Genomic DNA, 15224 nt, shown 5'->3' with positions numbered 1-15224 from the left:
AAAGATGCAGACCCTTCTTGCATATAAAGAATAAAACGCGCGCACGAAATAACGCCCTTATAAGATGAACTTATGAATGAAAATGTAGCCATTCTTAAGATCACGTACTATAAAGCTGTTTTATTGTTTAATACCGCAAGAGAATCCTACACTATACTATTCAACTCCAATCCTTTAATTAAGTGCATTTTACCATGTGCTTTATGGGATATCAACCCGGGCCGTATGCACACAGTGTCTCTTCAAGCAGAGATCAGACCGTATTTCAGGAAACAGTTATATAGTCCATCTTCCTCAATGTGGTCGGTGATATCATCGGCAATCTCTTTGAGCTGCTCTCTGGCATTGCCCATAGCAACACCTACCTGGACATATTCCAGCATCTCCAGATCATTAAGCCCATCACCGAGCGCCATGCTGTCTTCACGCGGAATGTTCAAGTGCTTCAGTACATCGGCAATAGCCGAAGCCTTGTGGACACCCGGAATCATCAGCTCCCCGCTGTTCTCTCCAAACAGGGGGATAGAACTCTGGAGTGCTGTGAACCTCCCTTCTAATGCCTCCTGGATCTGATGAAAGGGCAGACTGCTCTCCAGAAAGCAGATTTTGTTGACATCATCCAAATATAATTCTTCGTTTCCATATGTCAGTGTAGCGATATAAGGATGCGGGGACAGCCGTTTGCGCTCCTGTGCTGCAGGATCATTCAGCAGATCACCATAAATTCTGCGTTCCAGATGCGGCTGAAAATTCCGGCTTCCGTATAAGGCGGTGTTGGATTCCAGAATGAAATCCACCTCATTGGCGTGGAAATAATCGATCAGATGTTTGGCGTCTTCCGGGGTTACTTTTTTGTGATAAAGCATTTCATTGCCGCTCTCTACATACCCGCCTGCCGCTCCGATCAGGCCGTCGAAGCCGATATTCCAGATCGAGTCATAGATTTCAGCCTTCGAGCGGCCGGTACACAGGTAGAGCAAATGCCCGTTCTCCCGCGCCTGTCTGCACGCCTGCTGCGCCGATTCCGGTATGATTCCATTCTCTGTGAGAAGTGTTCCGTCAATGTCGATGAAGACTATTTTTCTGCTGCTCTGACTCATGAATCCCCAGCCCCCTTGTGTAATGTTCCTCTGAACTATAATTTATGTAATGCGTTCCAGGTCAAGGATTATTTTCAGCAATGAACGTGAAAAAGGACTGACCCAAAACCATGAAATGGTTAAACGGGACAGTCCTAGCATGCTGAGCACGATCAATTTGTCTGGATCAGATCCGATTCCTGCACCCCGGTAACCACCGAGATGATGCTCTTCCGGAGCTGATCTGCATTCTGTGCCTGATAGGGATCGGCAGCAAAGATTACCGCATCAGCAATATAGCCCTCGGCAATCCGCCCCAGCTCATGACCACTTCCAAGGATCTCTGCGGCGTCTTGTGTAGCGGACTTCCATGCTTCTGCCCGGTTCAGGCCGTAATCGAACAGCGTATCGAATTCCTGCAGGTTGTAGCCATGCAGTGAAGGAGTTGCATAATCCGTACCGAATCCAAGACGTATTCCCGCCCGCTTGGCATATCCAATGGCCGTGGCATGAGCATCGGCTGCACGGGCAGCCCGTTCACAGATAACCGGATTCAGTGCCAGTACACCTTTGGGATCAGCTGCGATCCGGTAGATCGAAGTTGTCGGCACGAAGGCAACGCCGGACTCGGCCAGTCTGCCCGCCTGATCCCAGGTCAGGAACATCCCATGCTCTATGGATTCCACTCCAGCCTGGATGGACCAGTCAATCGTCACGCCGCCCCAGGTATGTACCAGAACCTTCTTCCGGTTCGCGTGTGCATGACGGACGATGAAGGCGAACTCTTCCTCAGAGAAGTTCGGCTCTGTTACCTTCTCGGTAGGTGCGCCCAGACCGCCTGTTGCCATGATTTTGATCCAGCCTGCTCCGGTAGCGTAGATATCTGCCAGGCGGCCCTCCAGATGCTTAACCCCCTTGGCATCCGCTGCGCCCAGCATTTCACTGCTGGTCTGCACCCGTAACGGCTGCTGATAATACTTCACGAGATGACGGATGGTGCTTGGCAGAATGCCGCCGGCATCACGCGCAGTAGTTACGCCAGTCCGTAAGGTGGCTGCGAAGGCTTCTGCCTGCATCACTTCAACCTCCCGGCTGTCCCGGTTCAGCTGGTCGGCATGATCGAAATCGGTCCAGGCCAGATGCGTATGCAGATCAATGATCCCCGGACTGATCCATAGCTTCTGCTGAGGTTGTTCCGCCTGTACATGCTGCGGTTCTGCTTCCTTAACCGAAGTGAACCGGCCATTCTGAATTTCAATATCGAACGGTTTGCCTTCGATACCTGCGATATGGATACCGCTGTACGCCTGGAAATGCGGATGCTTGAGAATCATAGGGCTTCACCCCAAACCTGATGAACAGCTTGTACGGCCTGCTCCGCATCCTGCTCCAGTAATCCGGCAAGCGTCCGCACTGCGCCTTCAACACCTTCCCGGCTGGCATTTGCCCCGAAATGGTTAATCCGCAGCAGCTGGCCGGATAATTCGCCGTCTCCGGGAGCCACGATGCCGATTGGCTGCTTGATCAGCAGGTTCTGCTCCCCGTTCACTCGAACCGTAGTCGTCAATGTGGAATAATGCCGGTTATTCTTCTGCCAGGGTTCAAGCCCCAGAGCTGTGATACCCGCTATGGCAGAAGCTGCTGCAAGTTCATGGCGCTTAATCACTTGAGCCAGTCCCTCTTCGGCAACAGCTGTCAATGCCTGGATCAGCGCTCTGGCTTCAAGTACCGGAATATTCGGCGGGACACGAAGCGGCGGCGTGCCATCCGGTGCCGGCTTCAGATCGAGCAAGGATAGAATGGAATTGCGAGGCGCTCTTTCATTCGACTCCAGGAAGGCCCAGCCGCGTGGTGAAATGCTGACTGCGCTGACACCGTTAGGTCCGGCGAGCGCTTTTTGCGCACCCATTACGGCAAAGTCCACGGACCACTCATCGACTAGCAGAGCCTCTCCGCCTACTGCTGATACAGAATCCGTCACCGTAAGGAGATTATGCTGGCGTGCAAGCCCGAAGATTTCCTTCGCAGGGTTAGAGCCGCCTGTAACTACTTCTGCCTGTACGAAAGAAATAGCAACCGGATGATACCGCTCAACTGCAGACGCAACCTCTTCCACAGTAATGACTTCATCAAAGGAAACTTTCACTTCGATCACCGTCGCTCCGCCGCGCTCCAGCCATTGTCCAAACAAACTGCCGTAAGGGCCAGTCACTACATTTAGTATGGTCCGGCCGGGTGCAGCAATTCCTGCAGCTACCGCTTCAATGCCTAAAATGGCTTCCCCCGGAATGATCACTGGAGGGTACTGGGTGGATAAGAGATTAGAGAGCTGTCCTGTTAATGTATTGAACTCTGACAGGGTCAGCGGGACAAATCCTTGTGCTTCTCGGTTCATATAGACCTCCTGATGGTATTGTGTCATTGTGGCATCTTCGGAACCGCAGATAACAGCTCACGGCTATATTCATGGTCCGGACGGATGAAGAACTGATCCTTGGTATTGATCTCTACCAGCTTCCCCTGCCGCATGACGGCAACGGTGTCGCTGACTGCGTGAATAACCCCGAGATCATGAGAAATGAATAACACGGTCAGATTAAGCTCAGCCTTGAGCGTGTGGAACAGTTCCAATACGCTCCGCTGCACGGATACATCGAGTGCACTTGTCGGCTCATCGGCGATCAGCAGGCTCGGCTCCACACTTAGAGCGCGTGCAATGGCAATCCGCTGGCGCTGGCCGCCGGAGAATTCATGCGGATATTTGTCCAGGGACCTGGCTTCCAGCTGCACCCGGCTAAGGAGCTCTTTACTTCTTGTCTCCACTTGGGAACGGTCGACAATCCGGTGAAACAGCAGGGCTTCAGACAGAATCTGCCGGATAGAATGCTTGGGATTCAGCGAGGCATCCGGATTCTGAAAGATCATCTGAATCTTCTTATGCTGCTCTCTGCTTCTCTTCTTGCGCAATTCCTGGGAACCCAGCAGAATCTGCCCCTCATCCGGAGCGATCAGCCCGGCAATGACCCGCGCCAGCGTAGACTTTCCTGAACCGGACTCTCCGACAAGTCCAAGCGTCGTATGCTGCTCCAAATCCAGCTGAATATGGTCGAGCGCGGTAAATCCGCCGTAACGGACCGTTAAATCCCGCACCTGCAAAGCTAAATCCATTATTGTCCGCTCCCTTCAAGCTCCAGCTCCGGCAACGGAAGCACCGAATCGATCAGCATCTGCGTATAGGGATCAGCCGGATGCTGCAATAGACTAAGCGTCTCACCGTGCTCGACAATCTGCCCCTGCTTCATGACATACAATCTGGAGCAGAGGTTAGCGGCAATTGCCAGATTGTGTGTAACGAAGACCATGGCGAAGCCCAGCTCACGCTGCAGACTGGTGATCGTCTCGATGATCTGCCGCTGAACGGTGACGTCCAGGGCGGTTGTCGGCTCATCGCAGAGCAGAATGCCGGGCTTACAGGCAAGAGCCAATGCGATAACAACACGCTGACACTGACCGCCTGACAGCTGGCTGGGATAGCGGTCCTTTTTTCTCAAAGAATCCGGAAGACCCAGTCTTTCAAGCAGCTCCAGCGCAATCGTCCGTGCAGCTCTCCGGCTGACTTGTTGTCTGTAATACACAACTTCTGCCAGCTGCTTCACAACCGGACAGAGCGGGTCCAGCGCGCCTCTCGGGTCCTGGAATACCATCGCACTGCTTACCTTACTCCGGACGCTCCCTCCAGTCTGCTCCACCCCTCGTGGAAGGAGGCCGAGTATTGCACGCAGCGTAAGCGACTTGCCCGAGCCTGATTCCCCTACCAGCCCGAGACTCTCCCCGCGCCCAAGTGAGAAGCTGATATTATTGACGAGTATCTCTTTCGACTTGGCTGCAAGTGTCAGTGATTCTATTTCGAGCACAGGTTCAGTTGACATTATTTTTTCCTCCAAATATCGGCCAGGCCATCCCCTAACAGAGACAACGCTATCCCCGTATATACCACGGCGAATCCCGGAACTGCTGACAGCCACCAGGCGGTGGTAATAAAGGGTTGTCCGTCTGAGATCATTGTCCCCCAGTCCGGTGTAGGCGGTGCGATACCGATACCCAGATAACCCAGTGTAACAATGGCTACAAGCAGCCCGACCATATCCGTCATCAGCACGACAACGGCTTGCGGCAATACATTAGGCAGGAGATGGCGCAGAATAATGCGGCTGCCGGGCAGTCCCAGGGTCTGGGCAGAAGCCACCCATTCCTGTTCCCGGAAAGATGCGCTAAGACCTCTGACCACACGGGCGAATACAATCCAGCCCACGAGAATGAAAGTGATATAAATCCCCCGCTCCCCGGCACCGCTGGCGAAGGCCACGATAATTACGATCAGATAGAACGGGAAAGCGATGAATGTATCTGTAATCAGTGCAATAATTCTATCGGTCCATTTGCCGTAATACCCTGACAGCATTCCCAATAATACACCGGTACAGAAAGGAATGATCTCGGCCAGAACCATGATAGTCAGATCCGTCCGCGCTGCATAGATCAGTCTGGTAAACAAATCACGCCCCAGCTGATCGGTACCCAGCCAGTGGGTGGAAGACGGCGGCTGCAGGAAGGCGCTCAAGTTCTGCTCCGTCGGATGATACGGACTTAAGTAAGGGATGAACAGAGCCAGCAGGATAAGCACGGCAAACATAATAATTCCGATCAGCAGGGATGGGGTATTCCATATCCGTCTTAGACCGTTTACTTGCTTCTTGCCCTCTGGCAATTGTATATCTGGCGTTGTAGTTGTCATTGTTTCCCCTTCGTTCTGGGATCCAGCCACCAGGAGATGATTTCAATCAGCAGACTGATGATCACTACAGATAGCGCACAGTATAGGGCTATTCCTTGGATGACAGGGAAATCCCGATTCGAAATTGAAGTGAACAGCAGGCTGCCGATCCCTTTGATGCCGAATACCTGCTCGACGACGAGCGTACCTCCGATGAGATAAGAGATGTTGACTCCCAGCAGCATCAGTGTCGGCAACGCAGAGTTGCGCAGGACATGCTTAAACAGAATAACTCTGGAGGGTATACCCGCTGCTCTCAGCGTGACCACAAAGTCGGATTCGAGTACCTCCAGCATTTGCGCCCTGAGCGAGCGGACCAGCGTAGGAATCTGTGAAAAAGCAACCGTTATCGCCGGCAGCGCCAGGCTACGCAGCGTCCCTGTGAAGCCTTCGCCTATTCCCCCGACAGGGAACCAGCCCAGCCGGACACTAAAGAGCAGAATCAAAAGGATGCCAACCCAGAAGATTGGCATACCGAGAGTGATCGCAGGAAAGATGCGGATCAGATGATCCAGCAGTTTATCCTTATGTGTGGCTGCAGCAGTAGCAAGCAGAAGTGCAGTAATAATTGCCAGCACACAGGCAATCAGGATAAGCAGCAAAGTTACAGGAGCCCGCTGCATAATCAGCTCTCGTGCCGAGGTGCCCATAATAATGGAGTTGCCGGTATCCCCTTGCGTAAACAAGGTCTTCATAAACCGGATGAATTGTTCCCATAGCGGGAGATCCAGCCCCAGGGTGTGATGCATATTCTTAAGCGCTTCGGGCGTACTGTATTCTCCGAGAATCATCTTGGCAGGATCGCCGGGTACAATACGTATGAGGAAAAAGACTGCCGTCATCACGCAGAGGATAACAATTAAGGCTCTTACAAGTGCTATCCCCAGCCACTTGTAAGAACCATTGTTTCCTTGCGCACCGGTTAAGGTTTGCCTGGAATTCATCATTTGCTTATGCGCACATCTTCCAGACGGATACTGCCGTTAGGCAGAACAACCAGTCCATCCACCGAAGAACGGGCACCAATCAGGATATCCGGGTAGTAGAGCGGAATATAAGGCACTTCATCGGCAAGCGTCTGCAGCAGTTCGGTGTAGATGGCTGCGCGGGCATCGCCGTCTGCTGTTTTTTGACCCTCATACAGCAGCTTGGTTACATTATCATTCGTGTAATGCGTCCAGTACGATTTGCTGAAGCCTTCCGGATCGGTCTGGAACGCCAGGATCGAATTCGCTTCCGGAGAGTCGGCTTGACCGCTGTTCAGCATCGCCGCGAAATCATAGGCGAAGAAGCGTTCACGGAAGGTAGCCAGTTCAACGGATTCGATCTCAATCTTGATTCCGATGGTCTGACCTGCTGCCTGAATAATCTGTGCTTCCTGGGCTCTTGTGCTGTTGCCGGAAGCGATAAGCAGCTTGGTTGAGAATCCGTTAGGGAATGCAGATTTGGCAAGCTCTTCCTTGGCTGCGGCGGCATCGAAGTTCAATGACTTAAGGGTATCATTGGCGTTGTATGGAATTGTTGTCGGCAGCAAAGAATTGGCGGTCTGTGCATATCCGAAGGTTAATGCTTTGGTCAGACCGTCACGGTCTAGCGCCAGCGCCAGTGCACGGCGCACATGCACATCGGAGAAATGCTCATCCAGCGTGTTGAAGAACAATTGCTCCGTCACCCAGCTGCCGTTCGTTACGACAGTAGTGTCTGTGCCGTCCTTAATCTCCCCTGCATTCTGAAGGGACAGAGCTTCTACTGCATCCACTTCTCCTGCCTTCAGCTGGTTGATCGCCTGGCTGTCGTCTTCAATCAGTTTATAGACAAGCTTATCGATATAAGGCTTGCCTTCCTGCCAGTAGTTTGTGTTCTTGGTGAAGGTAACATCACCAGCAGGGTCCCAGGTTTCAACTACGAAAGGTCCCGTGCCTACCGGCTTCTTGAAGAACTCTTCTTCGCTGACGCCGCCGAAGTTATTCGGGATGATACCGTTGGAGAAGTTCGACAGCTCAGAGATGAACGGTGTGTACGGTTCTTTCAGCTTAATTACCAGCGTCTTGTCATCCTGTGCCTTGAAGGATTCGACCGTCGCCGAGATCGCCAGCGGACCTTCAACCGTCAAATGACGGTTCAGAGAGAACACGGCGTCCTCTGCTGTGACTGGCGTTCCGTTCGAGAACTTCAGACCGTCACGCAATACGAAGGTATACGTCAAGCCATCTTCACTGATCGTGTGCGCCTCTGCAAGAAAGTCCTTAATTTCACCCTTGCTGTCAAAAGCGACCAGTGATTCAAACACTTTATCAATTGCAAACGCATTATTGGAGGTGATCTGGTTATGCAGATCAAACGAGGTTACTGAAGCCGGCCGGCCATAGGTAAAAGTACCTCCTGCAGCAGGTTCTGCTGTGCTTGTGCTTTCCGTTGCGGCCGGACTCGCACTTGCCTGAGCGTCATTACGGGTGTCCGCATTGTTGTTGGAACCGGAGCAGCCTGCCAGTAGCATTACAAACATTACTGTCAGTGTCCCCATTCCAATCGTTTTTCTAAATTTTGCATTTAACTTGGTCACGTGTGATCCACCCTTCCTATTAAATCATATATGTTTAGTATGGATTGTATTATGGATTACACATCTTCTCCTGTCAAACAAAAGTTCATTTGAGCGTCAGAAGTGAATCTAATCCTTCCATTGCAGGAAATGAATTCGTAATCATCTGCTCTCCATCGCTGCTTGAAGGTCATAAGCGCTAATATCCATATCGGTCTCTCTGCCTAATGCCAGCTTCGCCAGCTGGCTGCCAATAAACGGGCCCATCGTGAGTCCGGAAGCTCCCAGTCCATTGGCTGCGAGCAGCCCCTTCCATCCAGGGACAGTACCTAAGACCGGGAGGAAGCCTGGTGTAAACGGGCGGAACCCTACCCTCACTTCTCCCAAAGTGCTGTTTGCCAGCTCAGGTGCCACGTCCAGCCCCTTATTCAGAATCTCCTGCATCCCGCCAGCGGTTACTCTGGTATTATATCCTTCTACATTATTCTCATGAGTTGCCCCAATTACAATATGCTGCTGGTCAAAAGCGAGCAGATATTGATCACTCGGCGGGATGACTACCGGCCATGCTTCCGTCACCTGATGACCGGAAACCTGCAAGTGTAGGATTTGCCCTTTTTGGTAACTGACTTTGAAATCAATGCCAAGCGGCTGGAGCAGCGGGTTCGCCCATGCGCCTGCGCATACAATAACTTCATCCGCCGGGTAATACTCCGCATCTACTGTAATCCCGGTCACCCGGTCTGGCCCATATTGAAGCGCCGCATCTCCGGTAATTCTGGTGGCACCCTGCTGCTGCGCAGCGTGAAGTAACGCATCCCGCAGGGCACGTCCATCTACCCGGGCAGCCCCGCTGATATGAACAGAGGCATACCCTTCAGCAAGCAACGGGAACCGTTCACGGGTTTCTTCAGCCGTAAGCCGCGTAATTTCTCCGATTTCCGGTGCATCTGCCCGCCGCAGACGCGCCCGCTCTTCTATTTTATCCAGCTTGCCTGCATCCGTATGAATACTTAGCGCACCTACCCGGGCATAGCCCGTATGGGTTTCGCCTCCATGCTCAAGTTCGGCGATCAGCTGAGGATAGAATCGTGCACCAGCCTTTGCCAGCCGGTACCAGATCTGATTGCGCCGCTGGGATAGCCAGGGACAGATGATGCCTGCGGCCGCATCCGTGGCTTGTCCTTGATCTTTACGGTCGACAATCAGCACCTCTGCCCCCATTTTTGTCAGCTGGTAAGCTGTAGAAGCCCCGAGAATCCCTGCTCCAATTACGATGACTTTCTTCATAAGCTATGTACAGCCCTTTCACTTGAGGTTAGAATTCTGTGCGAGAAATTCAAGGATCGTATCGTTCACCAGCACCGGCTGTTCTCTTCCCATATGCGGCCGGTGGCCGGCACCAGGGACGATCAGGCATTGTGATCCTTTGATCAGCGAGACTAGCTGAATGATCTTATCCGCTGCAGCGTATGTATCGTGCTCTCCTGCAATGATTAGAACCGGACAGCTGATACTGCTTAACTGTGCTACGCTCAGGTCCGGGTATCTACGCCAATCATTAGCAGATTGACGCATGAATTCCTGCCAGTTCCCTTGATGCGCTTCTTCATGCCTCTCTTTCATCTGACGGATGATGCCATGTTGCCCAAGCTCCAGCAGACGCTCCGGCTCAAATTCCTCCGCTCCGGCAGGATCGAAGAATCCGCCCGTTCCTATTGTCGTCAGTGTAGCAACTCTTGCCGGATTATTCACCGCGAGGTATAGCCCGACATTGCCACCCATGCTGTAACCGATCAGATGCGCTTTTTCAATATTCATGCAATCCATGAAGGCTATGATATCATCTGCCAGCTGAGGTGTAGACCATTCAAGGCTTTCGCACCTGGTTCTGCCATGTCCGCGGAAATCAGGGAAATAGCAGGTATATCTATTTTGGAAGTCCAGAATTTGACTAGAGAAGGCTAATAACCCACGTGAGTAACTGCTGTGCAGAAAAATAATCGGCTCTCCGGTACCCATTTTTTCATAAAACAATTCCAGATCTTTAACTTTCACATGAGGCATGATGCTTACCCTCCATCTGTAGGAAATTATTATATTTCGGCAAGTATGACCCTTAATAGCTTAGCACAGGTTGCCTAATCAAGCATCAGGCGGGAGTAAACCCTGGCCCCAACCCATTTCACGCAAAAACAAAAAGAACAGCGATCCCCCGGTTAGAGGAGGATCACTGTTCTTAGTTTCACAAGGATAAAAGTACTTCCGAAGAGAGGTGTTGTGTCCGGCTATCCAGCTCCGGGGAGGCGTGCCAGTCATTGTCCTCTGATATGCCGTATTTAATCGTATGGATGACTGCCTCGGAGGACAAATAAATATTATGATGCACGAAAGGCGCAAACGAGACAGTCTCTCCTTCCCGTAATACGCGAAGCTTGAATTCTTCTTCTTTCAGTTCCGCATACACCATCCAGCCGGACTGTACGACGTAGATCTCAGAGACGGACCTATGATAATGACTGCTCTGCCAGGCACCTTTCTCAGAGGCTACCGTCCGGCAATAGGAGCTTCCGTCTGCTGAGCAGATTAATCTGAATCTGCGCTCACCGCTATCCATAAGATCATGTCTGGTTTCAATGCCATACTTATAAGCATCTTCGTCAGAGATTCTGTGCATCGTTTACGCCTCCGCCAAATCTAGTTCTCTAATCCGCTCTTCCAGCTTAGGGAATACGCGGAGCGCATTATTATAGAATACATCCTCCCAGTGTGCTTCCGGGATCAGATGCTTCACGAATGTAATGTAGGCATCCAGCGGAACCAGCGGCCAGTCGGTACCGAAGACGAGCCGGTCATATTTCTCGGCGAATACAATCGCCCGGCGGAAATGATCGGTGTAGGTCTGCTCGGTCAGCAGACGGTCCACCTTCGCCTGATCTCCGACGATCCAGCCCGACAGGTCGGTATAGAGATTCGGATTCTTCTCCAAAAGCGCCGCTGTGTCCATAACCCAGGGATCGCCCAGATGGCAGAGCATAAAGGTAATGTCCCGGTGCTTCAGGAACGTCTCTTCCATAGACAGCGGATGCGAATATTTGAGCAGTCCCCGGTCAGAGTAAGTAAGCCCTCCATGAATAACGACCGGCAGTCTGTAAGCAGAGGCCAGCTTGTAGACCGGATCATAGATCTCATCCCCCACATTGAAGTGGTAATAGCCGGCATAGAGCTTGATTCCAACGACATCCTTCTGTTGCAGCGATTGTTCCAGCGCCTCCAGCTGCCCGTCCAGATGGAGAGTCAGCGGATTAATTCCGGCACAGGTAAACAAATTGTCAGGAAGTGTCCCGCTAAGATCAAGCAGCATGGGATTAAGCGCTTCGGAATCCGGAAAGCTACCTGCGGCCGTCTCCGTTACGCCCATACCGACTCCGGCGACAACACCGGAGCGGCGGAACTCCTCCAGGAGTCCTTTGCCGGTATAATCGATATGCGCTAAAGTCCGGGCTGTCTCGTGAAAGGTATCAATATTCGAATAATGCACATGTGCGTCAATGATTTTCATGGGTGCTTCCTTTCTTCAGCTCATTTGTTGAACCGGATTGTCAGCAGATCGGCGTAGGCCTGCTCAGGAACCTTCAGATCCGAGATAAGATAGAATTGAGGCTTGCTGAACCGCTCTTCCCCGTCTTGAAGATACAGCGGGTCTATGGCATAAGACAGTGCCGCATGAGTGTTGGCCATGAAGGCTGTAGAAGTAAGATCCTTTGCAGTAACTAGAGTCAGGCGCTGTTTACGTTCTGTGGAGCCCACCTGAAGGATTCCGTTAGTACTTCTAACCCCCAGCTGGACTCTTCCTGCCTTATACACAATCTCTTCACCACTGCTATTCTTCAGATACCCTCTGCTGTCCTTAAGATCGGCGGCCGCACGGTAATGGGACGAGGTGTCAAGCTCGAGCGGATATAACGGCGTCCCTGTATTCTGTTCAATGTGTACAGTAGAGGCAAGCACAGGTACACCCGGAAGCAGCATGAAATACTGATGAAGGGTTAGCCCTTTATATTTATCATTCTGCTTAATGGTAACGCTCATGCGTATGCCCGACCAGCGGTTACCTTTGTTGTCCGTGAGCTCAGCGAACTCAGCGGTCCGCGGCTCCTCCATGAAGCTGCGTAAGGACATGTCATTGATCGAAGTTAAAATCCCACCCACCCAGGGATTCCACCAGGATTTAGCTATGGGCTGTGGAAAAGAGGAATCCAGCCACTCCTGGCCATGATACTCCAGCGAGAATAATCCCGGAGCAAAATGGCTGCTGGCCTGTATCCGCAGAATTCCGTTGTCTACGGCAAGCACCTGAGACTGCTCAATCTCCAGAGTCTGACGGCGGATAACCTGATCCGACACAGGAAAGACAAGGAAAGCTCTTGAGCTCTCATAAATATCCATATCCAGCTGCAGCGTAAGGAGATCAGGCTCAGAGCCTAATGAACGGGTCAGCGGAAGGCTGATTTCCGAGAGCTTGTGTTCACCTTGTACCGTAACCGAGGTCTCCTCAATGCTGCCTGCACAAGAAGAAACAGTGATCTCGCCGTCCAAATAACTCTTCTTCTGCTCCAGAATGGAGAGTGTAAGCGGACCGCTGATGAACGGGTTACCCTGATTAAGCTTCACTTCCAGCTGTTGTGCAGCATTCAGATCGCGTGTGTTGCTGCATTGCAGTGCGAATGAACGGAAATCCTGCCAGGTGTTCCAGGTCCCCAATGCAATCCGCAGCGGACTTGTCTCCAGCTTGCCTCCAGCCGGAATCCGGCCCAGCGAATGCTCAACGGCGTGCAGCCAAGACTCCTGGATAAGCTCTAATTCTGCCGGCCAGCTGATCCCCCGCGTGATTGCTCCATGGGAAGCGAACATCCAGTTCTCTGTAAACTTTTGCACATCCCAGTAGTCTGGGCTGGAAGCTTCTGCGCCTGATTTCAAATCCAGATACTTGCCGTTATAAGGAATAACGCCTCCCCTAAGACTGAACTCGAAGCTGTCCTTCAAGATCAATTCTTCCTCCTGATCCGTTTCCAGCGGGTTATGAATCCTGAAATGCCGCGAGATGAGCCCATTGCTGTTCAGCTTCACCACCATGGTCAGCAGCATGCCCTTTCTTGCTGTCAGTTCATAGACGGCTTCAAGCACAATGGCTCCAGCATCTGTATCATACTGCACTTCAACAGGCGATACCTTCTTGAACTCATTGGTATAAGGCAGACCGAACTTCGGATAGGGCAGGCTAACGACATTCTTACGTCCGTCATATAGCTTCAGCGTATTGCCGGATTTCTCCAGGACTGCCGAATATCTTCCGCTGCTGATGATCCATTCCTTCTCCGTTTTGCCGCCAAAGGCAGCATCTGCCCCAGGGAAGACCAGGCTCATCTCCTGCTGGAGAATTAATGAAGCGGCCTTCGCAGGACTGCTGCCCCAATTAAGGATCTTCACATGATGATGCCAAATACCGTAGGCTTGCAGCCGCGCTTGTACAGTAACCGTTCTCCGGCCCTTTGCCGGAACTTCGACTTTAAGTGCAGACTGCCGGAAAGAGAGTATAGCATCATCAGGCAGGTCGAAGGCGAACACCGTATCTGCGTTGTATTCATTTTCGACAATCACATCAATCTCAAGCTCTTCGCCTATATAAGCTATTCTGTCCGGCAGCTGCAGCTGTACTTTGACCGGGAACTTGGGTTCAACCCCGAGTTTGAATACGGCGGGCAGGCCATTAATGAGCAGTTCAGCCTCAACAACCGGATGAGTCTGATAGATACTCTGTTCCTCTTCTGCCGGATGGATGAAGAAGCTGCCTTCGATCCGTGCCTCGGATTCAATTTCCTGCGCTTCGTTCAGCTCAAAGCTGATTTGCGGATTGCTTATGCCCTTAATCTCCAGAGCCAACGGCTTTCTGCTTTTATTCACAGCTTCATAGACAATGGGGTATCGGGCTCCGAAAGGCAGCTCATGCCGTTCAGGAATCGTTGCCTGTATCCGGTAATCCTCCGTCTCAATCAGGCGCAGGCCGCGGCCGCTCCGCTCATACTGCATTGTCAGCCGCAGGCCGTCTTTCAGCCATTCATATGTAAAATAGTCAAAACCGTTGTCTCCCTGCCCGTCAGGCTGAACGTTGATTTCGCGGATGCTGTCGTTATACCAGTCGATCGTCCCGAAATAAGACTTCACCGCTCCGGTCTGCAGCACTGAAGGGATGAAATTCATCAGGTGGGTGGTGTCGTCCCGTTTCTCCCAGAAAAAGCCGCTTTTCTTGTAGGTAGGAACCGCTTTGACGTTGCCCGGCCAGGTGTACAAATCCAGCCGCGCCCAGCCAAGCCGAATCGTCTCCTCGACAGCATGTCTCACCAGTCTCTTGCCAACCTTACGTCCATGGAAATCCGGTCTGACATTAAGCAGTGGTATATAAAGCGCGCCTGTATCCTCTTTGTAGTGGGAGAAGCTGCAATATCCGATAACCTCTCCGCCCGCAACGGCCAGAAATACCTTGAGCAGCGTGCTGTTCTCGTGTTCACGGAGCACACTTTCCTCTGTCCGGTAAGTATTATCCCCGCCCCAGCTCTCAAAGCTCCGATTCCACATCTCGGCAATGGATGCGGCATGTTTGGCAGGCACGTATTCTTCAATGACGATTTCTTGTGTTTCCGGCATTACGATATTCCCTCCTCAGATCACTATAGCTTCTCACCTAATGCAATGTACACACACGGCAAAA

Annotated in this window: 13 protein-coding genes; all 13 read right to left on the bottom strand. The window is 51.9% G+C overall.

Annotated elements, in window-relative coordinates:
* Positions 1-242: 242 nt before the first annotated feature.
* Positions 243-1100: a Cof-type HAD-IIB family hydrolase gene (locus tag R50912_RS16400; RefSeq protein ID WP_042236403.1), complete on the bottom strand. Its 858-nt coding sequence runs from the start codon at positions 1098-1100 to the stop codon at positions 243-245.
* A gap of 152 nt (positions 1101-1252) precedes the next feature.
* Positions 1253-2413, bottom strand: coding sequence for an amidohydrolase family protein (locus R50912_RS16395; RefSeq protein ID WP_042236401.1), 1161 nt, complete (start codon positions 2411-2413; stop codon positions 1253-1255).
* The gene (locus R50912_RS16390) at positions 2410-3474 is read right to left on the bottom strand and encodes a pyridoxal-phosphate-dependent aminotransferase family protein (protein ID WP_042236400.1); all 1065 of its coding nucleotides are present in this window, start codon (positions 3472-3474) and stop codon (positions 2410-2412) included. Before R50912_RS16390 ends, R50912_RS16395 begins: the two co-directional genes overlap by 4 nt.
* A gap of 23 nt (positions 3475-3497) precedes the next feature.
* Positions 3498-4247 (bottom strand): ABC transporter ATP-binding protein, encoded by a 750-nt coding sequence (locus R50912_RS16385; RefSeq protein WP_042236399.1) that lies wholly within the window; start codon positions 4245-4247, stop codon positions 3498-3500.
* Complete coding sequence (locus R50912_RS16380; protein WP_042236398.1) at positions 4247-5008, bottom strand: ABC transporter ATP-binding protein; 762 nt, start codon at positions 5006-5008, stop codon at positions 4247-4249. The genes R50912_RS16385 and R50912_RS16380 overlap by 1 nt, the downstream gene beginning before the upstream one ends.
* Positions 5008-5874 carry an ABC transporter permease gene (locus tag R50912_RS16375; RefSeq protein WP_081956529.1) on the bottom strand — a complete coding sequence of 289 codons (867 nt, stop codon included), beginning with the start codon at positions 5872-5874 and terminating at the stop codon, positions 5008-5010. The genes R50912_RS16380 and R50912_RS16375 overlap by 1 nt, the downstream gene beginning before the upstream one ends.
* On the bottom strand, positions 5871-6860 hold the full coding sequence (locus tag R50912_RS16370) for an ABC transporter permease (protein ID WP_231637665.1): 990 nt from the start codon (positions 6858-6860) through the stop codon (positions 5871-5873). The genes R50912_RS16375 and R50912_RS16370 overlap by 4 nt, the downstream gene beginning before the upstream one ends.
* Positions 6857-8419, bottom strand: a complete 1563-nt coding sequence (locus R50912_RS16365) for an ABC transporter substrate-binding protein (protein WP_231637869.1) — start codon at positions 8417-8419, stop codon at positions 6857-6859. Before R50912_RS16365 ends, R50912_RS16370 begins: the two co-directional genes overlap by 4 nt.
* A gap of 198 nt (positions 8420-8617) precedes the next feature.
* Positions 8618-9745, bottom strand: a complete 1128-nt coding sequence (locus R50912_RS16360) for an NAD(P)/FAD-dependent oxidoreductase (protein WP_042236395.1) — start codon at positions 9743-9745, stop codon at positions 8618-8620.
* Between the two features lie 18 nt (positions 9746-9763).
* Entirely contained in the window at positions 9764-10522 is a 759-nt protein-coding gene (locus R50912_RS16355; protein ID WP_081956528.1) for an alpha/beta fold hydrolase, read from the bottom strand.
* 178 nt (positions 10523-10700) lie between these two features.
* Positions 10701-11132 (bottom strand): cupin domain-containing protein, encoded by a 432-nt coding sequence (locus R50912_RS16350; protein ID WP_042236393.1) that lies wholly within the window; start codon positions 11130-11132, stop codon positions 10701-10703.
* Between the two features lie 3 nt (positions 11133-11135).
* A complete protein-coding gene (locus R50912_RS16345) occupies positions 11136-12017 on the bottom strand; it encodes an amidohydrolase family protein (RefSeq protein WP_042236391.1) in 882 nt (293 codons plus the stop codon).
* Between the two features lie 20 nt (positions 12018-12037).
* Entirely contained in the window at positions 12038-15160 is a 3123-nt protein-coding gene (locus R50912_RS16340; protein WP_042236389.1) for a GNAT family N-acetyltransferase, read from the bottom strand.
* Positions 15161-15224: the final 64 nt, after the last annotated feature.

The sequence above is a fragment of the Paenibacillus sp. FSL R5-0912 genome (genome assembly GCF_000758605.1).
In the GTDB taxonomy this organism is placed as follows: Bacteria; Bacillota; Bacilli; order Paenibacillales; family Paenibacillaceae; genus Paenibacillus_AQ.
The sequence above is the reverse complement of the archived record's forward strand: the minus strand, read 5'-3'. Positions and strand labels throughout refer to the sequence as shown.